Raw genomic sequence first — 26,724 nt, 5'->3', positions numbered from 1 at the left:
GTCCTCAGGGGCCGAGCAGCTCCGGCGCTGCCGCCCGGGCCATGCGGTCCTGCTGATGGGCCACGCCCGGCACGGTGATCTCGCGCCATTGCGGCGTGACGCCGAGGCGAGCGGCGACAGCACGGATATCGGCCATGAAATGCTGACCGCGTGCGAACCGGGTTGCTCCCTGCTCCTCGGCGCCGGCCGATCTGTTGAGCTCCCGGTGTTCCGGATTCGTGTCGCGTTCGCCCAGCATGACCGTGACCTGCTTGCCGAGCGCGGCTCGCAAGGTGTCGGTCGCAGGCGTTCCGCCCAGCGAATAGGGATAGGCGAAGCCCCCGGCCGCAGCAGCATCGAGAGGACGGGTGTAATAGCCGGCATTCGCCACGACGGCCCGCGAGAAGCGGGCCTCGGGCATGAGCAGCGCCATCCGGTGCACGAACTGGCCGCCGGCCGAATGCCCGAAGAGCCTGTAGCTCGTGCCTGACGCGCGACCGGCAGCGCGCGCCGCATCGAACAGTCTTTCGACGACGCCGAAGGTCCATTTCGACCGGTCCGGCTGTCCGCGCGCGGCGCCCTGTTGGAAAAGCCGGCCGGGAAAACGGGTCTTGTCGAAGCGCGGCGCGGCGATGAGGACGCCATAGCGGTCGGCGGCCTCGATCCAATAATTGCGTGAATTCGCCGCGTTTCGGCCGGCGCCGTGGATCACGATCACCAGCGGGCAGGATTTGGCCGCGCATGCCGCCGGCGTATAGGTCTCGACGTCGATGGCCTTCCAGACGGGATCGTCGAGCGTCCATTCTCCGCGTCCCACATCGGCGAAGAGCCCCGGCGTCGCCGCCATCGCCGCCGCTGGTCCGAGCCAAACGGCGAACGCGAGCAGAACCGCGCCGAGGCGTTTGGAAACCCGCATTCAGCTCTCGCCGCGATCCATGGCGCGGCGGACGACCTGCGTGACCTCGCTATCCGAGAGGAAGAGGTCGTGCCGGAGCAGGCTCCAGCCGCGCCCCGCCGTGTCGGCGACGCGGACGCCCAGCGCATCGAGGCGCTCCCGGTCGGCCGCGCCCGCGCGTGCCACGCCGCCAGCGATGCGGGCGGAAACCGCGAGCGCCCGGTCGCCAGGATCGATGATGACGGTCATGCGCTTCGCCAGTGGCGCGATCCGCTTCACCGTCTGCTCGAAGGCGTCGATATCGACATCGGGCGAGGCGAGCACCACCGAGCCGATCCGCGCGTAGACATCCGGCGAATCGCGCAGCTCGCGCAGGCCTTCCAGCGTCAGAAACGTGCCCATGGAATGAGCCACGATGTGGATGCGCCCGATCGTGGGGTTCGCGACCAGCGCCTGCAAGGTCTCTACGAAGCCGTCGCGCGACCAGAGCGCGCTTTCGCGATCATAGGCATAGTCGAGCAGCTTGCCGCCCGAAGGCCAGGTGAAGAGCGCCGTGCGCCCCTGGAACTTGAGCGAATGCGAAAGCTGCCCGGCGCTGCGGGCGGCGGACTCAAAGGTCTCGTTGTAACCGTGGACATAGAGCAGCACATCGCCGCCATTTGCCGCGTTCGAGAACACGCGCGCGGCATCGGTCGTGGTTTCGCGCTCGATCCCGAGGACCGCCCAGTCGCCGCTCACCGCCGACGAGACACGCCCAGCGATGCCGCGCCCCGGCGGCGAGAGCCTCGCCACCGCAAAGGTCAGCGGCCCGCGATCCGACCCGAAATAGGGCGCCACGTTGCCGACAGACCGACGCGTCGTCATCACCAGCAGGGCCGGATCCTTGCCGAGCGCCGACAAATCCGCCCGCTCCGGCACGGAGAAGGGCGAGACGGTCGCCTCACTTTGCGCGCAGGCCGTGAGCCCGAGCGGAAGGAGCGAGGCGAAGGCCAGAGAGAAGCGTGAAAAGTCGCGCCTTGTGACAGGCATGGGAGCGGATATCCGGGACAATCGAGAGGGGCCGATCTGGATGATCCGGTCTTAAGGACAGGCTAACGCGGCCAGAATGGGGCGAAACGCCGGGTAAACCCGAAATGCCGGCAGCCCGTGCCTCCACGGTCACATCCGCCCGTCATCGCCTCGTTGCCGGCGCTCCTCGCAAGGACGGCTCGTGGCCCTCGGGCCCAGCCGACGAGGCGTCAGCGGCCGCCGGAGATGATCGTGACGGGCGCCGTCACCACCAGCCCGACGGTCGAGCCGACCGTGCCGACCACCCCGCCGGCGATGTCGCCCAGACGGTCGCCCAGTTGCGGGCCGGCGAAGCCGATGCCCTTGTCCTGTCGCAACCTTTCGCCGATGAGCTGCACGACCTTCGGCGAGGAAGCGAACTTGGCGTGGTTCAGGCTGTCGCCCGAAGACACCTCCGAGAGGTCGATGATATGCACGCCGAGCTTCTCCAGCTCGGCGATCGTCGGCGCATCCTTGGTGGAGACAGCGCCCAGCCGGGTCTTGTCGCCGGCGAAGCGGCGGGAGAAATCGAGCGCCCGGTCATCGGCGGAGACGAAGACCGTCACCGGCCGCCGGATCACATGCATCAGGGTCTTGAACACGTCGAGATCGACATCGGGCGCGGCGAGCATCACGTCGCGCAGCTTGCCGCCGAAGGCGCCGTCGCCGCGTATTGCCGCCTGGCGCAAGGTTTCGAGCGTCAGGATCGTGCCCATCGAATGGGCGAGGATGTCCATCCGCCCCGGGCCGATATCCCGGGTGATGCCGCGTAGGTTCGCTTCGAGGAAGTCGCGCGAGTAATAGGCGCTTTCGCGGTCGTAGGGGTAGGCGAGGAGCTGGCCGCGCGAGGGCCAGGAGAACAGCACCGGCACGCCCTTGAAGCCGGAATCGTAGACGATCTGGGCGAAGCGATAGACGGCGTCGGCGAAATTGGTGTTGTAACCGTGGACGAAGACCAGCACATCGCGCTGGCCGGCCGGGCGGCGCATGATCTCCCGGCGGACATCGGCGACGACCGGCGCGAGATCAAGGCGCTCGATATTGGTCGCAGTGAAATGCTTGGCCGGATCGCCCGGGCCGGAATCGGGGAGTTCGAGCTCGCCCGGCTTGTGGCTGCGCGGCACGGTGATCTCGAGCTTCGCGAAGGCCAGCTTCGGGGCGCGTTCGCCGTCGAAATAAACCGGCGCCGCCGAGGCTTCACGGGTGGTGGCGACGTAGATCTCGACCTTTCCGGCGATGTCCTGCCGGGGCGCCTGGCTCAGTTCCAGCACGCGCGGCGTGCCGCAGGCAGCCAGCATCAACGGCGCGAGCAACGCCAGAATCAAGACAGGAAGCCGCATCGCCACGCCGATCATCGCCTTGTCGTGTCACCGAACCGGCGAATGTTCAAGATGCGCATGTGACAGGGTCACGACGCGCGATGCGGCAAGGCGCCTTGCCGCCGGCTCCGCCGGCTTGCTAACTGGCGCGATGGTCGACCTCGCCTCCCGCATCGAAACGCTGGCCGACGCCATTCTGGCCGGCGAGCGCGCCGCACTGGCGCGCGCGATCACGCTCACCGAATCGCGGCGGGCCGACCATCGCGAGCAGGCCCGGGCGCTGATCCAGCGGCTGCTGCCCCAAACGGGCCGGGCCATCCGGGTCGGGATCACCGGTGTGCCCGGCGTCGGCAAGTCCACCGCCATCGACGCGCTCGGCAGCCAACTGACGGAGAAGGGCCACAAGGTCGCGGTGCTCGCGGTCGACCCCTCCTCGACCCGCACCGGCGGCTCGATCCTCGGCGACAAGACGCGGATGGCGCGGCTTTCCGTCGACCCGAACGCCTATATCCGCCCCTCCCCCTCCTCCGGCACGCTCGGCGGCGTCGCGGCCAAGACGCGCGAGACGATGCTGCTCTGCGAGGCGGCGGGCTTCGACGTCATCCTGGTCGAGACGGTCGGCGTCGGCCAGTCGGAGACGGCTGTCGCCGACCTCACCGATTTCTTCCTCGTGCTGATGCTGCCCAATGCCGGCGACGAATTGCAGGGCATCAAGAAAGGCATCGTCGAGCTCGCCGACATGATCGCGGTCAACAAGGCCGATGGCGCCGGCGCGACCGCGGCGCGGGCGGCTGCGGCGCAGTACAAGGCGGCGCTGCATATTCTCGCGCCGGCCTCGCCGCTCTGGTCGACTCCGGTCGTCACCATCTCCGGCCTGACCGGGGAAGGGCTCGATGCGCTCTGGAGCAAGATCGAGGACCATCATCACCGCTTCGAGGCAAAGGGGCTGATCACCGAGAGGCGCCGGCGGCAGGACGTGAAATGGATGTGGGCGATGGTGCAGGACCGGCTGCAAGCCAGGCTCCGGCACGATCCGGCGCTGAAGGCGCGCACGCCGGCACTCGAAGCGGCGGTCGCGGCGGGCGAGCTGGCGCCGACGCTCGCGGCCGACGAGATCGCCCAGGCCTTGGGATTGTGAGGGCGACATGCAGCGCATCGACCTGCTGGTCACCGGGTTCGGCCCGTTTCCGGGCGTCCGGGTCAATCCGACGACGCGACTTGCAGGCGCCATCGCCGCGCGGCTGCGGCATTCGGGCCTGCGCGTGCGCAGCCTCGTGCTCGAGACCAGCTATGCCGCCGGCCTGCCGGCACTTGCGCAGGAGATCGAGACGACCAGGCCAAGAGCGCTGCTGATGCTCGGCCTCGCCGCCCGCGCCCGCCATGTCCGGATCGAGCTTTTCGCACGCGGCCGCTCCAGCTCGCTCCATCCCGACGTCACCGGGCGCGCCGCCACCGGTGCCGCGACGGGCGGCCGCCCTGCCTTGCCCACGCGAACCACCGGGCGTCCCCAGGGCGCGCTCGCCCATCTGCGCCGGCATGCGATCGCCAGCCGGCCCTCGCCCTCGGCCGGGCGCTATCTCTGCGATGCCAGCTATGCCACGGCGTTGCGCCACGCCGCGATGGCGGGACGGCCTGTCTTGTTCGTGCATATACCCTGGCTACGCCCGGCGGCCGGCACCCGCCCGACCAAGCGCGTCGCGGGCTTTCGACCGCGGACGGAGCGATTGACCGCTGCGCTGGCGGCGATCGGACGGAATCTCGCGATCACAGGTCGCTGACGGTCCCGAAACGGCACAGCGGCGCTGGCACGGAGCTTGATCGAGGGAAGCGGCACAGGAGATGTCATGACCCTTTCCCGGCGCTGCCTCTTGGCTGGCGGCCTTCTCAGTCCCATCGCGGCGCATCTGCCCGCGCAGGCGCAGCAGCGCGGTGCCGCGCCGACGCCGCTCGGCCAGCTCGGCCTCGATGCCACGCAATTCGGCCTGCGACCGGGCGCCACCGACGACCAGTCGCAACGCCTTCGGGCGGCGCTTGCCGAGGCGGCCCGCCGTTCCGCCCCGCTGCTGCTGCCGCCCGGCCGCTACCGCGTCAGCCGGGTCGCCCTGCCCGAGGGCACGCGCTTGATCGGCGTGCCGGAGGCGACAAAGCTGGTGACGGCCGATGGCGGGCCTGTCCTGACGGCAAGCAACATCTCCCGCGCAAGCCTTTCCGGCCTCGTGCTCGACGGGCTCGACATCCCCTCGCCGCAACGCTCCGCCCTGCTCGCGGCGGATGCCGTCGGCGAGATCGCGATCGCCGAGCTCGCCTTCGCCAATGCCGGCTCCGTCGGCTTGACGCTGAACCGCTGCGGCGGGCGCATCACGGCGAGCAGCTTCCGCAAGATGCGCGACGCCGCGCTGTTCTCGCTGGATTCGCGCGGGCTGACGATCGAGGGCAATGCCGTCGCCGATTGCGGCAATAACGGCATCCAGATCTGGCGCAGCGAGGCCGGGGACGACCGCTCGATCCTGCGCGGCAACCGCGTCGAGCGCATCCGGGCCGATGCCGGCGGCGACGGGCAGAACGGCAACGGCATCAGCCTCTATCGCGCGGGCGGCATCATCATCGAAGGCAACCAGCTCCGCGACTGCGCCATGACCTTCATCCGCAACAATTCCGGTTCGGGCGTGCAGATCCTCGGCAATCAGGGGCGGCGCTGCGGGGAGGCCGGGCTCTATTCCGAATTCGCCTTCGAGGGCGCGATCATGGCGAATAACCTGATCGAGGATTGCGCGCAGGGCGCCAACATCACCAATCTCGACCATGGCGGGCGGCTCGCCGTCTTCGCCAACAACATCGTCCGCAACGCCCGGAAGGCGGTCGCGCCGAACGGCAAGGGGCCCGTCGGCGGCATCGGCGTCCATGTCGAGGCGGAAGCCGCCGTCACCGGCAACGTCATCGAGAACGCCAGCGAGACCGGCATCTCGCTGGGCTGGTCCTGGGGCATGCGCAATCTCGCCGCCACCGGCAACATCATCCGCAAGACCGGTATCGGCATCTCGATCTCGCTGGTGCCGAAGGAGCGCAATGCGCTGATCGCCAACAACCTCATCGCCGAGGCGCGGAACGGCGCCGTGATCGGCAGCGAATACGGCAAGCCGGTCACCGGCGACCTGACGAAAGCTCCCGATGCGCGGGCGGCCGGCATCAGGGTCGAGAACAACGCGGTCAGTTAGGATCGCCGCCTTTTCGAAGGAACCCGGTTATCCCGGGTCTTCGCTTCGCTCCGCCCGGGACGACCCGCGCTTCCGTGGAAAAACGACAGGTCTTAGCCAGCCGGCGCCCTCACTCGGCCGACCTCGGTGCCGTTCCAGTTCTTCAGTACGGCCTCTCGCAGCGGCGCGAAGGCCACTTGCGTCGATTCATCCATCGGCAGGAAGCGACCGATCAGCGCCGCCAGCGCGACCTCGGCGGCACGCCCGGCGCCATCGTCGCATTTGAGCGCGATGCCATAGCCCAGCTCCGGCAGGGCCGCGCAGTAGACGCCCTCGGCCCCTGTCTTGGTGAAGGCACGCGCGCCGAGCAGGCTCATCAGCCTTGTGTCGAAACGGTCCGTTCCCGCCACCATGAAGGGATGCGCCGCCGCAGCGGCGCGGATGCGCGCGGCTGCCCTGGCGCGCTCCGGGCCGAAGCCGTGACCGGTGCCGAGCCGGGCGAAGCCGAGCGCCAGCGCCTTGAGCGGCACGGCATAGGAGGGGATCGAGCAACCGTCGATGCCCATGCGGTCGCTGGAATGCTCGGCGCCGGTCACCTCTTCAAGGGCGCCGTGCACGGCCTGCTGGACCGCATGACCCTGCTTCACATAGCCGGCGGGATCCTCGTCCAGCGCGCAGGAGAGGCAGACGAAGCCGGCATGCTTGCCGGAGCAGTTGTTGTTGAGCGCGCTGGGCTCGGCGCCCGATTTGGCCAGGGCGCGCGCCGCAGCCTCGCCCATCGGCCAATGCGCGCCGCATTCGAGGCAGCCGGCATCGCGGCCGGCCTTCTTCAGCATGGCCAGCGAGGTCTCGGCGTGGAGCGGCTCGCCGGAATGCGAGGAGACGGCAAGCGCGATCTCCGCCTCGGTCAGCCCGTAGCGGTCTGCGGCGCCGCTCTCGATCAATGGCAGGCCCTGAATCGCCTTGACGGCCGAGCGCGGGAAGACGGGGCGCTCGACATCCCCCGTGGAGAACACCACGCCGCCCTCGGCATCGATGACGATCGCCGCACCGCGATGGCGCGATTCGACGGTGTTGCCGCGCGTGACTTCGGCGAGAACAGGGTTTTCCATGGCGACCTCCAGTGCCCAATCGATGGGCGCATCGCTTTTGCCGCCGGCCGCCCGGGCTGTCAAAAGCAGTGGCGAAAAAGCTCCGCTGCTGCCACGGTGCGAACCATGGACCAGACCATGACGACCCCCGACTACGAAGCCGAATACAACAACCGCGCCCGGGTGCCCGAGCATCCCGGCATCATCGCCGGCTGGCAGGAAGACGCCGCCGCCTACCGCACCACCGCGCTCTGCGAGCTCGGCATCTCCTACGGCGCCGGCGAGCGCCAGCTCTACGACATCTTCAAGCCCGAGACGGTGCGCGGCAACGCGCTCGTCATGTTCATCCATGGCGGCTACTGGCAGGCGCTCGACCGCAGCTTCTTCTCGCATATGGCGCGCGGGCTTAACCGGCTGGGCCTGCCCGTCGCCGTCGTCGGCTACGACCTCTGCCCACAGGTCCATCTCGGCCATATCGTCTGGGAATTGCAGCAGGCGGCCGCCGCGCTGTGGCGACGCTTCGGCCTGCCGGTGGTCGCGACCGGGCATTCGGCGGGCGGCCATCTCTCGGCCTGCACGCTGGCGACCAACTGGCACAATGTCGGTTCCGACCTGCCCGACCGGCTGGTGCCGGCCGCCTATGGCATCTCGGGACTCTACAACCTGAAACCCCTGACCGAGACCAGCATCAACACCGCGCTCGGCCTCGACATGGAGGCGGCGGAGCGGGAGAGCCCGCTGTTCTGGCCGGCACCGTCGCGGCTGACGATGGACGCCGTCGTCGGCGGCGCTGAAAGCGACGAGTACCACAAGCAGAGCCGCCGCCTCGTCGATGTCTGGGGGCTGGAAGGCGTGCAGACGCGCTATGAGGAGATCGAAGGCGCGAACCATTTCACCGTCATCGACGGCCTCACCGACCCCGACAATCCGATGACGCGGCGGATCGCGGCGCTCGCCGGCGCTTGATCTCGGGGCACTGGGAGTTCTATCCAGTCCGCAGAGAGTTTCGGAGCGCGCGATGCAGACCTTCTTCGTCGAGATCAAATGCAAGCTCGGCAAGACCTATGAGGTCGCCAGCGAACTGGCCGATCGCGAGATCGCCTCCGAGATCTACTCGACCGCCGGCAATTACGACATCCTGGCCAAGTTCCACGTCGCAGCCGATGTCGATATCGGCCATTTCGTCGCGCAGAAGGTGCAGTCGATCCCCGAGATCGCCGACACCCATACGATCATCACCTTCAAGGCGTTCTGACCGGCCGGCGCCGACCCTGGATTTGTCTCTACGGCTTCGCGTTCCGACTCAGCAGGAAATTTGCTGAATCGATTCCACGTCTTGTGCGTGATCCCTCGCACACCGTCTCAACGGCTTGCCAAACTGATTCAAGCGACCCTTTCCACCGAAGGGCCGATGCGACCGGCACGGCCCTGTCTCCCGAAGCACCGTTTCCCTCACGGAGAAGCTGCCAGCGGCATCCCGGCGGCTTGACGGCATGGGGGCTTTCGCGCGACCAGCATCCTTCGGACTGCAGGGACCATCGCGCCATGAAAAGCACGCTCTCCACAGATCTGCGCTCGGGCGCGCTCGTCTATCACCGCCAGCCGCGGCCCGGTAAGCTCGAGATCCAGGCGACCAAGCCGCTGGGCAACCAGCGCGACCTCGCACTCGCCTATTCCCCCGGCGTCGCTGCCGCCTGCGAGGCGATCGTCGACGATCCGTCGGAAGCGGCCGAGCTCACCTCGCGCCAGAACCTCGTCGCCGTCATCACCAACGGCACCGCCGTGCTCGGCCTCGGCGATATCGGGCCGCTGGCGTCGAAGCCGGTGATGGAGGGCAAGGCGGTCCTGTTCAAGAAATTCGCCGGCATCGACTGTTTCGACATCGAGGTCGAGCAGAAGAATATCGAGAAATTCGTCGAGGTGGTCGCCGCGCTGGAACCGACCTTCGGCGGCATCAATCTCGAGGACATCAAGGGTCCGGAGTGCTTCGAGATCGAGGAGCAACTCAAGGCCCGGATGAAGATCCCCGTCTTCCATGACGACCAGCACGGCACGGCGATCATCGTCGGCGCGGCGGTGCTGAACGGGCTCGACCTCGCCGCCAAGAAGATCGCCGACGTCAAGATCGTCGTCTCGGGCGCCGGCGCGGCGGCGCTGGCCTGCACCAACCTGCTGGTGGAGCTCGGCGCGCAGCGCAAGAACATCTGGATCACGGACCTCGAAGGCGTGGTCTATGAGGGCCGCAACACGCTGATGGACCGCTGGAAGGAGGTCTATGCGCAGAAGACCGACGCCCGCACGCTGAACGACGTCATCGGCGATGCCGACATCTTTCTCGGCCTCTCCGCCGCGGGCGTGCTGAAGCCGGAGATGGCCAAGCGCATGGCGCCGAAGCCGCTGATCCTGGCGCTCGCCAACCCCAATCCCGAGATCACGCCGGAGGACGCGCTGGCCGTGCGCCCCGATGCGATGATCTGCACCGGCCGCTCGGACTATCCGAACCAGGTCAACAACGTCCTGTGCTTCCCTTATATCTTCCGCGGCGCGCTCGACGTGCAGGCGACGACGATCAACGAAGCGATGAAGCTCGCGGCCGTGCGTGCCATCGCCGCGCTCGCCCGCGAGGCGTCCTCGGATGTGGCTGCACGCGCCTATGGCGGGGAGACCTCGACCTTCGGCGCGACATCGCTGATCCCGAATCCCTTCGATCCGCGCCTGATCATGCGCATCGCCCCGGCCGTGGCCGAAGCCGCCATGGCGACGGGCGTCGCGCGCAAGCCGCTGGTCGACATCGAGGCCTATCGCGAGCAGCTCTCGCGCTTCGTCTTCCGCTCGGGCTTCCTGATGAAGCCGTTGTTCCAGCAGGCCAAGGCCGACCCCAAGCGCGTGATCTATGCCGAGGGCGAGGATGAGCGCGTGCTGCGCGCCGCCCAGGTCGCACTGGAGGAAGGGCTCGCCATCCCGATCCTGATCGGCCGCCCCAGCGTGATCGAGACGCGCATCCAGCGCTTCGGCCTGTCGCTGAAGCCCGGCGTCGATTTCGAGATCGTGAACCCGGAGGACGATCCGCGCTATCGCGACTACGTCCAGACCTATCTCGACATCGCCGGCCGGCGCGGCATCACGCCCGATGCGGCGCGCGCGCTGGTGCGCACCAACAACACCGTGATCGCGGCGCTGGCCGTGGCGCGCGGCGAGGCGGATGCGATGATCAGCGGCCTCGAAGGCCGGTTCATGTCGCGACTGCGGCACATCAAGGACATCATCGGGCTGGCGCCGGGTGTCTGCGACCTCGCGGCGATGACACTGATCATCACCAACAAGGGCGCCTTCTTCCTCGGCGACACCCATGTGAAGCACGATCCGACGGCGGAGGAGATCGCCGACATGACCGTGCTGGCGGCGAGCCATGTCCAGCGCTTCGGCCTGGAGCCGAAGATCGCGCTGCTGTCGCATTCCGATTTCGGCGCCGCCGACACACCGAGCTCGCTCAAGATGCGCAAGGCGCTGAAGCTGATCCGCGAGCGCGCGCCCAACCTCGAATGCGACGGCGAGATGGAGGCCGATACCGCGCTGGTGCCGATGATCCGCGAGCGCGTCCTGCCTTCCTCGACGCTGAAGGACGTGGCCAACGTCCTGATCTTCCCCAATCTCGACGCGGCGAACATCTCCTATCAGTTCGCCAAGGTGATGGCGGACGCACTGCCGGTCGGGCCGATCCTGATGGGCACGGCGAAGCCCGCGCATATCCTCACCGGCTCGGTCACCGCGCGCGGCGTCGTCAACATGACGGCCGTGGCGGTGGTCGAGGCGCAGGAGCGCGCGGCCGCGATAGCCGCCACCCCGTAGCGGACACCGGATCGGCTGGAGCTGTCGGGCATGGTAGCCACTATCGGGGCCGCCCTCCGGTCAGGAGCGCTTGCGCTCGCGGGCGCCTTCTGGCTGGCGGCGACGATGTCGACAGGCGCGCAGGAGCCGTTTCGCGAGGATAACGGCTTTCTCCGGGCCCGCATCGACGGCCGCGAGATCCGTCTGGAGTCGCTGATCATCCGCCCTGAGGGGATCGACGGCCGGCTGCCGCTCGCACTGATCACGCACGGCAAATCGGCGACGGGCTCCCGGATGGGCGACCTGCACGCCGTCCAATATAGGTCGATCGCGCGGGATCTCGCCCGCCGTGGCTGGATAGCCGCTATCGTCATCCGCCGCGGCTTCGGCCAATCGGACGGCCCCTTTTCCGGCGAAGGGGCGGGCTGCGGATTACCCGATATGACGCGGCGTTTCGACAGCGAGGCGAAGGAGCTCGAGGCGGCGCTCGAGACGCTGCGAGAACGCCCCGATGTCGATCCCGATCGGATCATCGCACTCGGCGAATCCGCCGGCGGCGCGGCGATCATGGCGCTGGCCCAACGCAAGCCCCCAGGCCTGAAGGCGGTGATCAACGTCGCCGGTGGCCTGAACTTCGACGAATGCGTCGAGAAAGGCCGCGACGCGCTCGTCGAGACCGTCCGGCACTGGTCCTGGCAGGAGACCGTGCCGCAGCTCTGGGTCTATGCCGCCAACGACGAACTCTTCCCGCCACCCCTCGTCGACCGCATGCGCGCCGCTGCGCTCGACCGTGGCGGGAACGTGCGCCTGATCACGCTGCCGGAGATCAAGCCACGCGGCCATGCGCTTCTCCAGAACAACCAGGCCCGTTTCGTCTGGCTTCGGGAGATGGACGCCTCGCTTCGCGCATGGAAGCTGCCGACGCTGCCTACGGGGCGCCCGCAAGCGGAATTCGAGCGCCTCGGCCTCGAAAAGGGCGCCCCCACATTCGAGGATTACTTCAGCGCGCCCGGCGACAAGGCGATGGCTTTCAGCAAGGCCAGCAAGACATTCAACTACCGGTACGGCGAGAAAGATCTGGAGCAGGCGCGCCAGACCGCACTGACCGCATGCCGCAAGAAGGCCGAGGATTGCGCCATTGTCTTCGAGAACAATCGCGCCACCGGAGCGCGCTGACGAGGCGGGGGTCTCCTTCCCGCTTGGCAGGCGGGACGCGTCGCGTTCTAATCTCCTGAGTCGGGCAGCGCTCGCGCCGGTGCCCGGCGCCAGGGGAGGCTGATTTGCTCGACGTCACCCGCCGCCACGCTCCCTTCGCCTTCGCCGCCCTGCTCGCGACTTTACGTGCCGCGGCAGCGCAAGGGTCGGTGATCTTCCACCGCGGCAATGACGGCGACCCGGAAACGCTCGATCCGCACCGGACCTCGACCGTGGCGGAAGCGCATCTGCTGCGCGACCTGCGCGAAGGCCTCGTCATCCACAATATGAGGGGCGAGGTCGTGCCCGGCGTCGCCGAGAGCTGGACGGCCAGCCCCGATGGCAAGCTCTGGCGCTTCAGCCTGCGGGCCAACGCGAAATGGTCGAACGGCGAGCCGCTCAGAGCGAGCGACTTCGTCTATTCGTTCAAGCGGATCCTCGATCCCGAAACCGGCGCCAAATACGCCAACCTGCTCTATCCGATCCGCAAGGCCGAGGCGATCCACAAGGCAGCTATAGGCTCATCGCTCGACGAACTCGGCGTACGGGCGCCGGACGAGCGGACGCTGGAGATCGAGCTGGAGCGACCGACGCCCTATCTGCTCGAGCTCCTGACCCATCAGAGCGCCCTGCCGGTCCATCCGGCGACGGCCGCGAAGGCCGGGCTCGCTCCGGCCGATCCGCGAAGCTGGGTCACGAACGGCGCCTATAGGCTCAAGGAATTCATCCCGAACTCGCATATCCGGCTCGACCGCAATCCGCATTTCCACGACGCGGCGGATGTGAAGATCGATACGGTGATCTTCTATCCGGCGCCGGACCTCGCGGCGGCGGCGCGGCGCTTCCAGGCCGGCGAGCTGCAATTGACGACCGACATCCCGGCCGAGCAATTCAAGGAACTGCGCCGCAAGCTCGGCGAGCAGGTGCGGATCGGCCCCTATCTCGCGACCTATTTCCTGATCATCAACACGGCCAAGCAGCCCTTCGACGACCCTCGCGTCAGGCGGGCGCTTTCCCTCCAGATCGACCGGGATTTCATCGCCGACCGGATCTGGGGCGGCACGATGCTGCCGGCCTATGGCGTGATCCCGCCCCATATCGGCAATTACGGCGAGCGGGCGGAGATGGATTTCCGCTACGCATCGGTGCTCGAACGCGAGGATGAGGCGAAGCAGCTCCTCGCCGCGGCCGGGTTCGGCAACGGCGTGCCGCTCCATATCGAATTGCGCTTCAACACCACCGACAACAACCGGCACACCGCCGAGGCGATCGCCGCTCAATGGCACGCCATCGGCATCGAGACGCACTTCGTCGAGACGGATTTCCGCACGCATTTCGCCTATCTGCGCGACGGCGGCGATTTCGACGTCGCCCGCTATGGCTGGATCGGCGACTATTCCGACCCGCAGAACTTCCTGTTCCTGTTCCAGAGCGACAATGCCGGCTTCAACATCGGCAAATACGCCAATCCCCGCTTCGACGCGCTGATGAAGCTCGCCGCCGACGAACTCGACATCGCCAGGCGCGCCGCGATCCTGCGCGAGGCCGACAGCATCGTCACCACCGAGCAGCCCTGGATTCCGGTGCTGCACTATTCGACGAAGAATCTCGTCTCGCCGAAGCTCGTCGGCTTCGAGCAGAACCTGCGCGGCGCGATCCCGACGCGGTTCCTGAACCTGAAAGCCTGAACCTGCGATCTGCAAGCGGCGCCGGGCGGCAATCCGCCCTTATCGCTCGCGCCCGGCCCGCGGTTTCGCTAGGAAGGAACGGCTTTCCGTCCCCCTAGCAGAGTCCGCATTCCATGAGCCGCATCGTCTATGTCAACGGCGCCTATCTTCCCGAGGAAGAGGCAAAGATCTCCATCTTCGATCGCGGCTTCATCTTCGGCGACGGCATCTACGAGGTCTCGGCCGTGATCGGCGGCAAGCTGGTCGATTGCGAGGCGCATCTCACCCGTCTCGAACGCTCTTGCGGCGAGATCCAGCTAGCCTTGCCCTGGTCGAAGGCCGAGCTGGTCGCGATCCATGAGGAACTGATCAAGCGCAACGGCCTCGACGAAGGCAGCATCTACCTGCAGGTCTCGCGCGGCGCGGCCGATCGCGACTTCCCGTTCCCGAAGGACACCCAGCCGACGCTGGTGATGTTCACCCAGGCCCGCAATTTCGTGAACGCGCCGGCGGTGAAGACCGGCATCAAGGTCGTCTCGACGCCCGACCTGCGCTGGGTCCGCCGCGACATCAAGAGCGTTAACCTGCTCGCGCCGGTGCTGGCCAAGCAGATCGCCGCCGAGGCCGGCGCGCAGGAAGCCTGGATGATCGAGGACGGCGTGGTGACGGAAGGCGCCTCCTCCACCGCCTGGATCGTCAAGGGCAAGACCCTGATCTCGCGCCCGCTCTCGCACAAGGTCCTGCCCGGCATCACCCGCAAGGCGGTGCTGGCCTTCATCGCCGAATCCGGCTTCACCTTCGAGGAGCGCGAATTCACGCTGGCCGAGGCGCTCGACGCCGAGGAGGCCTTCATCACCTCGGCGACCAGCATGGTGATGCCGGTGAGCTCGATCGACGGCCACACCATCCACAATGGTGCGCCGGGCCCGACCACGCTGCGCCTGCGTGAGATCTATATCGACTTCGCCCGCAAGGGCGGCGTGCTGGGCTGAGCCCCCCGCCGGGATCAAAAACCGCCGTCATTCCGGACAAGCCGCGATAGCGGCGCCGATCCGGAATCCATCATAGGACGCTGCGCTCTACGATGGATTCCGGGTCAAGCCCGGAATGACGGCGCGCTTCCGTGGCAAACAAGAGTCCGTCAGGCGCCGCCCGAGAATGACGCGCCCGCGACCAACTCCCCCATCACATAGGTCGCGGCGATATTGCGCTCGTCGCCCAGCGTGACGAGCACGAACAACTCCTCCGCCAGATCGCGCACCGTTTCCATGCGATGCGCCATCGCCCGCGTCGCGCCCGTATCGAGCACGACGACATCCGCCTCCCGGCCGGGCTCGAACGAGCCGATGAGATGGTCGAGGCCGAGCGCAGCCGCATTGCCGCGCGTGATGGCGTGCAGCGCCGCGAAAGCGGAGAGCGACTGCCCCTGCAACTGCAGCACCTTGTAGGCCTCGGCCATCGTCCGGAGCATCGAATAAGAGGTGCCGCCGCCGATATCGGTCGCGACCGCCACCTTCACGCCGCGCTGCCGGGCATGCGCCCAGTCGAACAGTCCTGAGCCGAGGAAGAGGTTCGAGGTCGGGCAGAAGACCGCGACGGCACCCGTCTCGGCAAAGGCGCTCCATTCATTGTGGGTCATGTGGATGCAATGGCCCATCAGGCTCTTGGGACCGAGCAGGCCGTGGCGCCGGTAGATATCGGCGTAGTCGGCTGCTTCCGGGTAAAGCTCGCGGGCGAAGGCGATCTCGGCCCGGTTCTCGTCGATATGGGTCTGGACGTGGCAATCGGGATGCTCGGCCGCCAGCCGCCCTGCCGCCGCCAATTGCTCCGGCGTCGAGGTGATCGCGAAGCGCGGCGTGATCGCATAGAGCTGCCGCCCCTTGCCATGCCAGCGCGCGATCAGCGCCTTCGAGTCGCGATAGCCGCTCTCGGCCGTGTCGGTCAGCGCTTCCGGCGCGTTGCGGTCCATCATCACCTTGCCGGCGATCATGCGGGTGTTGCGACGCTGCGACTCGGTGAAGAATGCCTCGGCCGATTGCGGATGGACCGAGCAATAGACCGCCGCCGTGGTGGTGCCATTGGCCAGAAGCTCGTCGAGGAAGAAGCGCGAGAGCTTCTCGGCATGGCCCTGCTGGCTGAGCTTCTGCTCCTCGACGAAGGTGTATTTGTTCAGCCAATCCATCAGCTGCGCGCCGTAGGAGGCGACGACTTGCGTCTGCGGCATGTGGATGTGCGCGTCGATGAAGCCCGGCATGATCAGATGCGGGCGATGGTCGACGATCTCCGCATCGGCCGGCAGCGCCTGCAACAGCGCGCTTGCCTCACCGGCCGCCTTGACCAGCCCGTTCTCGATGACGAGCAAACCGTCCTCGACGAAGTGATGCGCCGCCTCGCCCGCAACCTCCGGATCGCCGACAAACCAGAGCAGACGACCGCGCAAGGCACGGATGACGGGAGATGCGGTCACAATCGGCGGCTCCGGCTTAAATTCACATCACATCTGCACCAAATCAAAGCTTCCGGCCAAGCACGGATCGTGCCTAATCTGGAGGCATGAACTGGCTTTGCGAGTGGAGCGGGCAGGATGCGTGAACGCCTGCGCTTCCTCCTCGGTGACGAGCTTGTCGAGATCGATCGCTGCGATCCGACACTGACGGTGCTCGACTGGCTGCGCCTCGAGAAGCGCATGACCGGCAGCAAGGAAGGCTGCGCCGAGGGCGACTGCGGCGCCTGCACCGTCGTCGTCGGCCGGCTCGACCGCGGGCGGCTGCGCTACGAGGCGGTGAATGCCTGCATCCGTTTCCTGCCGACGCTGGATGGCTGCCAGCTCCTCACCGTCGAGCATCTGAAGGACGCAGATGGCAGCCTGCATCCGGTCCAGCAGGCGATGGTCGAATGCCACGGCTCGCAATGCGGCTTCTGCACGCCGGGTTTCGTGATGTCGCTCTTCGCGCTCAGGCTGAACGAGGCGGAGCCCGATGTCGCGCGCATCGAGGATGCGCTCGCCGGCAATCTCTGCCGCTGCACCGGCTATGAGCCGATCATCGCGGCCGGGCGGCGCATGGACGAGATCGCGCCGCGGGAGACCGACCGCTTCCTGCGCGAGCGTGAGGCCATCGCAGCGCGACTTGCAGCGCTGAACGATGCCACGACGCTGGCTCTTGAAGGCGAAGGCGGGCGCTTTTACGCCCCCGCAACCGTTGAGGCGCTCGCGGAACTCGTCGCGGCGCATCCGCAGGCGACGCTCGTCGCCGGTGCCACCGATGTCGGCTTGTGGGTCACGAAGGCGATGAAGCGTCTCGATCCGGTGATCTATCTCGGGCGGATCGAGGCATTGCGCGCCATCACCGATGAGGGCGATCATCTGCGCTTCGGTGCGATGGCTGGTCATATCGACGTCCGGACCGCGCTGGCTACCCTCTCGCCCCAACTCGACGAACTGATGCGCCGCTTCGGCGGTGAGCAGGTGCGCAATGCCGGCACGATCGGCGGTAACATCGCCAACGGTTCGCCGATCGGCGACCTGCCGCCGGCCCTGATCGCGCTCGATTCGACGCTGGTGCTGGCGCAGCGCGGCAGAGCCGGGGTCGAACGCCGTACCATCCCGCTCGAAAGCTTCTTCCTCGACTATCGCAAGCAGGATCGCCGCCCTGCCGAATTCGTCGAGGCCGTGCTGGTGCCGAAGCTGGCGCCAGACATGCTGTTCCATGCCTCGAAGGTGTCCAAACGCTTCGATGAGGACATCTCGGCCGTCTGCGGCGCCTTCCGGCTGACCCGGCATGCCGATGGCCGGATCAGCGAGGCGCGGCTGGCCTATGGCGGCATGGCCGGCATCCCGAAGCGAGCGGCTGCGGCAGAGGCGGCGCTCATCGGCCGCCCGTGGGACGAAGACGCCGTCGAGGCGGCCATCGCCGCCTTGCCCCGGGACTTCACGCCGCTCAGCGACATGCGTGCCTCGGCGGACTATCGGCTCAAGATCGCCGGCAACCTGCTGCGGCGCTTCCTGATCGAGACGACACAGCCGCAAACCGAGACACGCGTCGCCGGCCTGCTCGCGGAGGCCGCCCATGGCTGACGCGCGCCGCAAGCTCGACATCGTCGCCGAGACCGGGCCGGTCGGCAGTGCCCGCATCCACGACTCCGCACCCAAGCATGTCGCCGGCGAGGCCTTCTACATCGACGACATCGCCGCGCCGGAAGGCCTGCTTCACGCCTATCTCGGCCTGAGCGGGATCGCCCATGGGCAGCTCACCTCGCTCGATCTCGATGCGGTGCGTGCCGCGCCCGGCGTCGTTTCGGTGCTGACGGCGGCCGATATTCCCGGCGCCAACGACATCTCCTCGACGCATCGCCATGACGAGCCGGTCTTCGCGACCGATCGGATCCGGTTCCACGGCCAGCCGCTCTTCGCAGTGGTCGCCGAAACGCGCGAACAGGCCCGCCATGCCGCCGTGCTGGCGAAGGCAGAGTACGCCGAAGAGACCCCTCTCCTCGACATCGCCGCCGCGCGTGCGGCCGGCGGCAGGCTCGTCACCGACCCGCTCAAGCTCGAACGCGGCGATGTCGCGACGGCCATGGCCGCGAGCCCGCGCCGGCTGAAAGGCGCGATGACGATCGGCGGTCAGGAGCATTTCTACCTCGAAAGCCAGATCGCGCTCGCCATCCCCGGCGAGGACGAGGACATGACGTTGCTGGTCTCGACCCAGCATCCGAGCGAGGTCCAGCATATGGTCGCCGCCGTGCTCGGCATCGGCTCGCATGCGGTGACGGTCGAGGTGCGGCGCATGGGCGGCGGTTTCGGCGGCAAGGAAACGCAGGCCAATCTCTTCGCCTGCGTCGCGGCGCTCTGCGCCCGCAAGCTGAAGCGTCCGGTGAAGCTCAGGCCCGATCGCGACGACGACATGGCGATCACCGGCAAGCGCCACGACTTCGTCTGCGACTACGAGATCGGCTTCGACGACGAGGGCCGCATCCATGCGCTCGACGCCGTCTATGCGGCGCGCTGCGGCTGGAACGCCGATCTGTCGGGGCCGGTGACCGACCGCGCCCTGTTCCACATGGACAATTGCTATTTCTACCCGGCGGTGCGCGCCCGCTCCGAGCCGCTGTTCACCAACACCTGCTCGAACACCGCCTTCCGGGGCTTCGGCGGTCCGCAAGGCATGGTCGGCGCCGAGCGCTTCATCGAGGAGGTCGCCTATGCCACCGAGCTCGACCCGTTGGAGGTGCGCCGGCGCAATCTCTATGGCGTGACCGAGCGCAATATCACGCCCTATCACCAGACGGTCGAGGACAATATCGCAGCCGAGGTGATCGCAGAACTGGAGCGGCGCTCAGACTATCAGGCACGCAAGGCTGCGCTCCGCGAAGCCAATGCGAAAAGCCCGATCGTCAAGCGTGGTATCGCGCTGACACCGGTGAAGTTCGGCATCTCCTTCACCGCGACCTGGTTCAACCAGGCCGGCGCGCTGGTGCATGTCTATACCGACGGCACGGTCGCGCTGAACCACGGCGGCACCGAGATGGGGCAAGGGCTCTACATCAAGGTGGCGCAGGTGGTGGCGCAGGCCTTCGGCATCGGGCTCGACCAGGTCAAGATCACCGCCACCACCACCGGCAAGGTGCCGAATACCTCGGCCACCGCCGCCTCCTCCGGCTCCGATCTCAACGGCATGGCCGCGCTCGATGCCTGCGAGACGATCAAGAAGCGATTGAGGGAGTTTGCCGCGAAACACTGGCAGGTCGAGGCGGAGGACATCGCCTTCCTACCGGGTCGCGTGAAGATCGGCGCCCGCGAGATCGCCTTCAAGGACCTGATCGCGGCCGCCTATATGGCGCGCGTCCAACTCTCCGCGACAGGCTTTTACGCGACGCCCAAAATCCACTGGGACCGCAAGGCCGGACGCGGCCACCCGTTCTACTATTTCGCCTATGGCGCGGCGGCGGCCGAGGTCGCGATAGACACGCTGACCGGCGAGTACAGGGTCGAGCGGGTCGATATCCTGCATGATTGCGGGCAATCGCTGAACCCCGCGATCGACAAGGGCCAGATCGAGGGCGGCTTCGTGCAGGGCATGGGCTGGCTGACGACCGAAGAGCTGGTCTGGGACAAGAAGGGCCGGCTCTGGACCCACGCGCCCTCGACCTACAAGATTCCCGTCGCCTCGGACCGGCCGCGCGTCTTCAACGTGCACCTGCTGGACAACGCGCCGAACCGCGAGCCGACGATCCATCGTTCCAAGGCCGTCGGCGAGCCGCCCTTGATGCTGGCGATCTCGGTGCTGCACGCGCTGTCGGATGCGGTGGCGAGCGTCGGCGATTACCGGGTGTGCCCGCGCCTCGATACGCCGGCGACACCGGAGCGGGTGCTGGATGCGGTCGAACGGGTCAGGGCGGAGGCGGCGTCATGACCCTCGCCGCTTTCCTCACCACCCATCAGTGCGACGGTATCATCCTGGTCCGGATCGAGACGGCGGAAGGTTCGACGCCGCGCGAGGCCGGCGCCTGCATGGCTGTCAGCCCCGGCGCCATCGCGGGAACGATCGGCGGCGGGCAGCTCGAATTCCATTGCATCGACCTCGCCCGCCATATGTTGAGCGAGGCTTCGCCGGACCAGATCCTCGACATCCCGCTCGGCCCGCAGATGGGCCAGTGCTGCGGCGGGCGGGTGCGCGTGTCGCTGCACCGGCTCGCCGCCGCCGACATCGCGCTGATCGTCGCCCGCGAGAAGGCCGAGGTCGCAGCGAGACCGCCTGTCCTGATCTTCGGTGCGGGCCATACCGGCCGTGCGCTTGCCCGTGCGCTTGCCGCCCTACCCTTTACGGTGACGCTGATCGACGATCGCGACGACGTCATGAGCGGGCTGCCGGCGGCCGTCACCTGCATCCGCATGGCCGATCCGGTCGATGCGGTCGCGGACGCTCCGGCAAACGCCGCCTTCGTTGTGCTTTCGCACAGTCATGCGCTCGACTACCGCTTGACGGAGGCGGCGCTGGCGCGGGGCGATGCGGCCTATGTCGGCATGATCGGCTCCGCGACCAAGCGCGCCCGTTTCGAGGCGAGCTTCCTGCGCGCCGGCGGGCGGCGGGAGACACTTTCGCGCCTGACCTGCCCGATCGGCGGTTCGGATGTGGACGACAAGCGCCCGGAGGTGATCGCGGCCTTGACGGCAGCCGAGCTGGTGCGTTGCTTGCTTGGCCGCCGGGAGCCGGCGAAAGGGAGACGGTCGCGACATGAATCAGCCGCGTGAGCAGGATGTGCCGCCGCGGCTGGCGCTCGCCCATGTCTCGAAGAGCTTTCCCGGCGTCAAAGCCAACGAGGACATCAGCCTGAGCGTCGCGCCGGGCGAAATCCACGCCCTGCTCGGCGAGAACGGCGCCGGCAAGTCGACGCTGGTCAAGATCATCTACGGCGTCCAGCAGGCCGACGAAGGCACCATTTCCTGGAACGGCTCGCCCGTCGCGATCCCCTCGCCCAAGGCCGCCCGCAAGCTCGGCATCGGCATGGTCTTCCAGCATTTCTCGCTGTTCGATGCGATGACGGTGATCGAGAACATCGCGCTCGGGCTCGACGAAGCCGTCGATCGCGAGGAACTCAAGAGCCAAGTCGCCGCGATCCTGCAATCCTATTCGCTGCCCCTCGATCCGGAGCGCGAGGTCCATACGCTCTCGGTCGGCGAGCGCCAGCGCATCGAGATCGTGCGCTGCCTGCTGCAGAAGCCGAAGCTCCTGATCATGGACGAGCCGACCTCGGTGCTGACGCCGCAGGAGGTCGAGCGCCTGTTCGCGACACTCAGGCAGATCGCGGCGGAAGGCTGCTCGATCCTCTACATCTCGCACAAGCTGCACGAGATCAAAGCGCTCTGCGACAGCGCCACCATCCTGCGCGGCGGGCGCGTGGTCGCGACCTGCGATCCGAAGGTCGAGACGACCAGGCGCATGGCGGAACTGATGATCGGCGCGGAGCTGCGCAAGATCGAGCACGGCCAGACGAAGGAAGCCGGCGCGGTCAGGCTCGCCGTCAGCGGGCTCTCGCTGCCGGGCGAGCCGCCTTTCGGCACCGATCTCAAGGGTGTCTCCTTCGAGGCGCGGGCGGGCGAAATCCTCGGCATCGCCGGCGTCGCCGGCAACGGCCAGGCGGAACTTCTGACGGCGCTCTCGGGCGAGCGGCTGGCTGCGGCGCCTGAGGCGATCCGGCTCGACGGCAGGGCCGTCGGGCTCGAAGGTGCCGGCGCGCGCCGGGCGCTCGGCCTCTCCTGCGTGCCGGAAGAGCGTAACGGCCATGCCGCCGTGCCGGATTTCTCGCTCGCCGACAACGGCGTCCTGACCGCGCGCCACCGGCTGCCGCTGGCACCGCACGGTTTCATCAGCCGCGGTGCCGTCGGCCGCTTCGCCGACAGCGTCATCAAGCTCTTCGATGTCCGGACCACCGGCAATGGCGCGCTCGCTCGCTCGCTCTCGGGCGGAAACCTCCAGAAATTCATCATGGGTCGCGAGATCGGCCAGCAGCCCGCCGTGCTCGTCGTGTCGCAGCCGACCTGGGGCGTCGATGCCGGTGCTGCCGCCGCGATCCGGCAGGAGCTGGTCGACCTCGCCGCAAAGGGCTCGGCCGTCGTGGTGATCTCGCAGGATCTTGACGAGTTGCTGGAGCTCGCCGACCGGCTCTGCGTCATCAACGAAGGCCGGCTCTCGGCGCCGCGCCCGGTTGCCAGCCTCGGCATCGACGAGATCGGCATGATGATGGGCGGAATTCACGGCGCTGGCGAGCAGGTGGGAGCGGCGCATGCTTGAATGGCGCCGCCGCCGCGAGCCGAGCCTGCCGATGCTGGTCTTGAGCCCCCTGATCGCAATCGGGCTGACGATGCTCACCGGCATGATCGTCTTCACCGCCATCGGCTATGACGGCTTCCATGCGGTCGAGAGCATCTTCCTGACGCCATTCCTGGAGCCGCAGCGCTGGGCCGATATCGGCGTCAAGGGCGCGCCGCTCGTCATGATCGCGCTCGGGCTCGCCATCGGCTTCCGGGCCAATGTCTGGAATATCGGCGCCGAAGGACAATACGTCATGGGGGCCATCGCCGGCACCGGGGTCGCGCTGCTGACCTATGACATGACCGGATGGTGGATCCTGCCCGCCATGGTGCTCGCCGGCATCCTCGGCGGCATGGCCTGGGCCGCGATCCCTGCCCTTCTGCGCGTCAAGCTGCAGGTCAGCGAGATCCTGACCAGCCTGATGCTGACCTATGTCGCGGTGCAGTTCCTCTATTTCCTGGTGCGCGGGCCGTGGAAGGACCCTGGCGGCTTCAATTTCCCGCAGACGCGCATGTTCACCGCCGACCAGACCCTGCCGACGGTGATCGAGGGCTCGCTGGTCCATCTCGGCATTCCCGTCGCATTGCTGCTGGCCGTCGTCGCCTGGCTCCTGATGGAGAAGACCACGGCGGGCTATGCGGTGAAGGTGGTGGGCCTCGCGCCTGCGGCTGCCCGCCATGGCGGCTTCAGCGCGGCGCGCACGACCTGGGCGACGATGCTGCTCAGCGGCGGACTCGCGGGACTGGCCGGGCTGTTCGAGGCGGCCGGACCGTTCGGCCAGCTCACGCCGCAATTCCCGGTGGGATACGGCTTCACCGCGATCATCGTCGCCTTCCTCGGGCGATTGCACCCGCTCGGCATCGTCTTCGGCGGCATCGTGCTGGCGGGAACCTATGTCGGCGGCGAGATCGCGCAATCGACGGTCAGGCTGCCGCAGGCGGCGACCGGGCTGTTCCAGGCCATGTTGCTGTTCATGCTGCTGGCGACCGATGTGCTGGTGCGCTGGCAGATCGGCTGGAAGCGGAGGGCGGCATGACCACGGCCATGTTCGTCTCGATCATCATGACGCTGATCGCGGCCTCGACGCCCTTGCTGCTGGCCTCGTTGGGCGAACTCGTCGCGGAGAAATCCGGCGTGCTCAATCTCGGCGTTGAGGGCATGATGCTGTGCGGCGCGGTCGCCGGCTTCGCCGTGGCGTTCTCGAGCGGCAGCATGGCGCTGGGGCTGCTCGCTGCGATCCTTGCCGGTGTCGCCGCAGCGATGGTCTTCGCGGTGCTGGCGCTGTCGCTCACCGCCAATCAGGTCGCGACCGGGCTTGCGCTGACGATCTTCGGCATCGGCGCCTCCTCGCTGATCGGCGCCGGCTTCGTCGGGCGCACCGTGCAGCGGCTTGGGCCCATCTTCCCGGCGGCGCTGTCCGAACATCCCGTCCTGCGCATCGTCTTCGGGCAGGACGTCGTCGTCTATCTCTCGCTCGCGCTGGTGGCTGGCGTGAGCTACTTCCTGCGCCGGACGCGGGCGGGGCTGATCCTGCGCGCGGTCGGCGAGAACGACGCTTCCGCACATGCCATCGGCTACCCGGTCGTCGCCATCCGCTATGCGGCGGTCGCCTTCGGAGGCGCCTTGGCGGGGCTGGGCGGGGCCTATTTCTCGCTGGCGCTGACGCCGATGTGGGCCGAACGATTGACCGCGGGGCGTGGCTGGATCGCGCTGGCGCTCGTCGTCTTCTCGGCCTGGAAGCCGGGCCGGCTGCTGCTCGGCGCCTATCTCTTCGGCGCGGTGATGACGCTGGAGCTGCAGGCCAAGGCCGCCGGCGTGAGCTGGCTCGCGCCGGAGGTGCTGGCGATGGCCCCCTACCTTGCGACCATTGCAGTTCTGACCATGATGTCGCTAGGACGAAAGACCGGCCGGCTCGACGCACCGGCCTGCCTCGGCAAACCTTTCACGGCGTCCTGACGCCGCAACCGACAACGGGGAGTTCATAGGACCATGACCAGCATCATCACCCGCCGCCGGCTGACCTTCGGCGCCGCCGCGGCCTCGACGCTACCGCTGTTGGGCCGTGGCGCCTCGGCGCAGGCCCCGCTCGGCGTGGGCTTCGTCTATGTCGGCCCCATCGGCGACCATGGCTACACCTGGACGCATGATCAGGGCCGCCTCGCGATCGAGAAGGAATATGGCTCGAAGATCAAGACGAGCTTCCTCGAGAACGTCGCCGAAGGCCCTGATGCCGCCCGCGCCATCCGCCAGCTCGCCCAGGCCGGCAACCAGCTGATCTTCTCGACCTCCTTCGGCTTCATGAACCCGACGATCCAGGTCGCCAAGCAGTTCCCGAAGATCCATTTCGAGCACGCCACCGGCTATATGCGCGCCGAAAACGTCGCGACCTATGATGCACGCTTCTATGAGGGCCGCGCCGTGATCGGCACCATCGCCGGCCACATGTCGAAGACCGGGCAGGCCGGCTATGTCGCCTCCTTCCCGATCCCCGAGGTGGTGATGGGCATCAACGCCTTCCATCTGGCGGCGCGCAAGGTGAACCCAAACTTCAAGACCAAGGTCGTCTGGTGCTCGACCTGGTACGACCCGGCCAAGGAAGCCGACGCCGCCAAGGCGCTGATCGACCAGGGTGCCGACATGATCACCCAGCACACCGACTCTGCCGCCCCGCTTCAGGCGGCCGAGCAGCGCGGCGTCTACGCCTTCGGCCAGGCCTCCGACATGAAGGCCTTCGCGCCCAAGGCGCATCTTTCGGCCATCGTCGACGATTGGTCGGGCTACTACATCAAGCGCGTCAAGGAGGTGATGGACGGCACCTGGAAGAGCGGCGCGGTCTGGGGCGGCATCAAGGACGGCTTCGTCAAGCTCGCGCCCTATAACGACGCGATCACGCCGGCTGCCCGCGCTGCCGCCGACGCGGTCCAGGCGGGCATCGTCTCCGGCAAGCTCCACCCCTTCACCGGCGAGCTCAAGGACCAGAAGGGCGAAATCCGCGTCAAGGCCGGCGAGACGGCCTCCGACGAGATCCTCTCCAAGATGGACTGGTACGTCGACGGCGTGCAGGCCTAGAGCCGCATCGATGGCGGCGGGCGCAGCGTTGCGCGCCGCCATCTGCAACCGAATCGGGGGCACGATTCTGCGGGCTCGCTCCCCCTCTTCTCGGTTCCCGCACCCGCGAAAAGCCCAAAAATCCAGCTTCTTTCGGCGGAACGAAGCCGTTTCCTGTGCGTATCTACGGCCGCGGGCATCGTCTTTCCGCGATAACCGTGGCAACTGCGTGAGTTGCGCGCCGCGAATATCTCCGCGGTCGCTCGTGTCGGAAACGGGCATGAACGACCCAGATCCAGCACGCGACGCCTATAACACCCTTCTCAAGGAGGATTTCATGACCAAGAACGAACTGATCGCCGCGATCGCCGAAGAGACCGGGAAGACGAAGGCCGATGTCTCCGCCATTCTGGCCTCCCTCGGCGCGACCGTCGCCAAGACCCTGAAGGGCGGCGACGACGTCACGCTCGGCGGCATCGGCAAGCTCTCCGCGGCCAAGCGCGAAGCCCGCGAGGCCCGCAACCCCTCGACCGGCGCCACCATCAAGGTTCCGGCCAAGACCGTCGTGAAGTTCAAGGTCACCAAGGACCTCGCCGACGCGGTGGCGTAAAGCCGTCTGTCGGGATCGAGCGGTGTCCGTGCAAGCGCGGAC

22 protein-coding genes are annotated in these 26,724 nt (G+C 67.6%); 17 read left to right on the top strand and 5 right to left on the bottom strand.

The window, feature by feature from the left end; translation table 11 throughout:
- Window positions 1-4: 4 nt before the first annotated feature.
- The 3 genes from AB6806_RS00755 to AB6806_RS00745 all read right to left on the bottom strand — a co-directional run bounded on the left by AB6806_RS00755 (window position 5) and on the right by AB6806_RS00745 (window position 3,261).
- Complete coding sequence (locus AB6806_RS00755; RefSeq protein WP_370953905.1) at window positions 5-895, bottom strand: alpha/beta hydrolase family protein; 891 nt, start codon at window positions 893-895, stop codon at window positions 5-7.
- On the bottom strand, window positions 896-1,903 hold the full coding sequence (locus AB6806_RS00750; RefSeq protein ID WP_038361362.1) for an alpha/beta hydrolase: 1,008 nt from the start codon (window positions 1,901-1,903) through the stop codon (window positions 896-898).
- Window positions 1,904-2,112: 209 nt separating this feature from the next.
- A complete protein-coding gene (locus AB6806_RS00745) occupies window positions 2,113-3,261 on the bottom strand; it encodes an alpha/beta hydrolase (RefSeq protein ID WP_166652946.1) in 1,149 nt (382 codons plus the stop codon).
- A 130-nt stretch (window positions 3,262-3,391) separates the two neighbouring features.
- Between AB6806_RS00745 and meaB the strand changes: the two genes are divergently transcribed.
- The 3 genes from meaB (at window position 3,392) to AB6806_RS00730 (ending at window position 6,455) form a co-directional block, all read left to right on the top strand.
- On the top strand, window positions 3,392-4,378 hold the full coding sequence (meaB, locus tag AB6806_RS00740; RefSeq protein ID WP_112763404.1) for a methylmalonyl Co-A mutase-associated GTPase MeaB: 987 nt from the start codon (window positions 3,392-3,394) through the stop codon (window positions 4,376-4,378).
- Window positions 4,379-4,385: 7 nt separating this feature from the next.
- A complete protein-coding gene (locus tag AB6806_RS00735) occupies window positions 4,386-5,018 on the top strand; it encodes a pyroglutamyl-peptidase I family protein (RefSeq protein ID WP_038361357.1) in 633 nt (210 codons plus the stop codon).
- Window positions 5,019-5,084: 66 nt separating this feature from the next.
- Window positions 5,085-6,455 (top strand): TIGR03808 family TAT-translocated repetitive protein, encoded by a 1,371-nt coding sequence (locus AB6806_RS00730; RefSeq protein ID WP_142020270.1) that lies wholly within the window; start codon window positions 5,085-5,087, stop codon window positions 6,453-6,455.
- Window positions 6,456-6,547: 92 nt separating this feature from the next.
- Here the strand turns inward: AB6806_RS00730 and AB6806_RS00725 are convergent, their stop codons facing one another.
- Window positions 6,548-7,546 carry an asparaginase gene (locus tag AB6806_RS00725; RefSeq protein WP_142020269.1) on the bottom strand — a complete coding sequence of 333 codons (999 nt, stop codon included), beginning with the start codon at window positions 7,544-7,546 and terminating at the stop codon, window positions 6,548-6,550.
- A 117-nt stretch (window positions 7,547-7,663) separates the two neighbouring features.
- On the opposite strand from AB6806_RS00725, the gene AB6806_RS00720 reads away from it, so the two are divergent.
- The 6 genes from AB6806_RS00720 to AB6806_RS00695 all read left to right on the top strand — a co-directional run bounded on the left by AB6806_RS00720 (window position 7,664) and on the right by AB6806_RS00695 (window position 15,206).
- Entirely contained in the window at window positions 7,664-8,491 is an 828-nt protein-coding gene (locus AB6806_RS00720) for an alpha/beta hydrolase (protein ID WP_133562004.1), read from the top strand.
- A gap of 52 nt (window positions 8,492-8,543) precedes the next feature.
- On the top strand, window positions 8,544-8,780 hold the full coding sequence (locus tag AB6806_RS00715; RefSeq protein WP_038361355.1) for an Lrp/AsnC ligand binding domain-containing protein: 237 nt from the start codon (window positions 8,544-8,546) through the stop codon (window positions 8,778-8,780).
- 290 nt (window positions 8,781-9,070) lie between these two features.
- On the top strand, window positions 9,071-11,374 hold the full coding sequence (locus AB6806_RS00710) for an NADP-dependent malic enzyme (RefSeq protein WP_038361350.1): 2,304 nt from the start codon (window positions 9,071-9,073) through the stop codon (window positions 11,372-11,374).
- Between the two features lie 30 nt (window positions 11,375-11,404).
- Window positions 11,405-12,529: an alpha/beta hydrolase family protein gene (locus AB6806_RS00705; RefSeq protein WP_038361347.1), complete on the top strand. Its 1,125-nt coding sequence runs from the start codon at window positions 11,405-11,407 to the stop codon at window positions 12,527-12,529.
- Between the two features lie 104 nt (window positions 12,530-12,633).
- Complete coding sequence (locus AB6806_RS00700) at window positions 12,634-14,235, top strand: peptide ABC transporter substrate-binding protein (RefSeq protein ID WP_370953904.1); 1,602 nt, start codon at window positions 12,634-12,636, stop codon at window positions 14,233-14,235.
- Window positions 14,236-14,348: 113 nt separating this feature from the next.
- Window positions 14,349-15,206 carry a D-amino-acid transaminase gene (locus AB6806_RS00695; RefSeq protein WP_038361342.1) on the top strand — a complete coding sequence of 286 codons (858 nt, stop codon included), beginning with the start codon at window positions 14,349-14,351 and terminating at the stop codon, window positions 15,204-15,206.
- Between the two features lie 149 nt (window positions 15,207-15,355).
- Here AB6806_RS00695 and guaD read toward each other — a convergent pair whose 3' ends face one another.
- Window positions 15,356-16,681 carry a guanine deaminase gene (gene guaD, locus AB6806_RS00690; protein WP_370953903.1) on the bottom strand — a complete coding sequence of 442 codons (1,326 nt, stop codon included), beginning with the start codon at window positions 16,679-16,681 and terminating at the stop codon, window positions 15,356-15,358.
- Between the two features lie 117 nt (window positions 16,682-16,798).
- Here guaD and xdhA point away from each other — a divergent pair, with 117 nt between their 5' ends.
- The 8 genes from xdhA to AB6806_RS00650 all read left to right on the top strand — a co-directional run bounded on the left by xdhA (window position 16,799) and on the right by AB6806_RS00650 (window position 26,682).
- Window positions 16,799-18,289: a xanthine dehydrogenase small subunit gene (gene xdhA, locus AB6806_RS00685; RefSeq protein WP_113252110.1), complete on the top strand. Its 1,491-nt coding sequence runs from the start codon at window positions 16,799-16,801 to the stop codon at window positions 18,287-18,289.
- Entirely contained in the window at window positions 18,282-20,624 is a 2,343-nt protein-coding gene (gene xdhB, locus AB6806_RS00680; protein WP_370953902.1) for a xanthine dehydrogenase molybdopterin binding subunit, read from the top strand. Before xdhA ends, xdhB begins: the two co-directional genes overlap by 8 nt.
- Window positions 20,621-21,463: a xanthine dehydrogenase accessory protein XdhC gene (xdhC, locus tag AB6806_RS00675; protein ID WP_142020264.1), complete on the top strand. Its 843-nt coding sequence runs from the start codon at window positions 20,621-20,623 to the stop codon at window positions 21,461-21,463. The genes xdhB and xdhC overlap by 4 nt, the downstream gene beginning before the upstream one ends.
- A complete protein-coding gene (locus tag AB6806_RS00670) occupies window positions 21,447-23,003 on the top strand; it encodes an ABC transporter ATP-binding protein (RefSeq protein WP_142020263.1) in 1,557 nt (518 codons plus the stop codon). The genes xdhC and AB6806_RS00670 overlap by 17 nt, the downstream gene beginning before the upstream one ends.
- Window positions 22,996-24,060, top strand: coding sequence for an ABC transporter permease (locus AB6806_RS00665; RefSeq protein WP_112763392.1), 1,065 nt, complete (start codon window positions 22,996-22,998; stop codon window positions 24,058-24,060). The genes AB6806_RS00670 and AB6806_RS00665 overlap by 8 nt, the downstream gene beginning before the upstream one ends.
- Window positions 24,057-24,980: an ABC transporter permease gene (locus AB6806_RS00660; RefSeq protein WP_142020262.1), complete on the top strand. Its 924-nt coding sequence runs from the start codon at window positions 24,057-24,059 to the stop codon at window positions 24,978-24,980. Before AB6806_RS00665 ends, AB6806_RS00660 begins: the two co-directional genes overlap by 4 nt.
- A 33-nt stretch (window positions 24,981-25,013) precedes the next feature.
- Window positions 25,014-26,093 carry a BMP family ABC transporter substrate-binding protein gene (locus AB6806_RS00655; protein ID WP_142020261.1) on the top strand — a complete coding sequence of 360 codons (1,080 nt, stop codon included), beginning with the start codon at window positions 25,014-25,016 and terminating at the stop codon, window positions 26,091-26,093.
- A gap of 259 nt (window positions 26,094-26,352) precedes the next feature.
- Window positions 26,353-26,682 (top strand): HU family DNA-binding protein, encoded by a 330-nt coding sequence (locus tag AB6806_RS00650; protein WP_162737742.1) that lies wholly within the window; start codon window positions 26,353-26,355, stop codon window positions 26,680-26,682.
- The last annotated feature ends 42 nt before the right edge of the window (window positions 26,683-26,724 follow it).

Source organism: Allobosea sp. RCC_152_1, assembly GCF_041360765.1.
GTDB classification, from domain to species: Bacteria; Pseudomonadota; Alphaproteobacteria; order Rhizobiales; family Beijerinckiaceae; genus Allobosea; species Allobosea spartocytisi.
The sequence above is the reverse complement of the archived record's forward strand: the minus strand, read 5'-3'. Positions and strand labels throughout refer to the sequence as shown.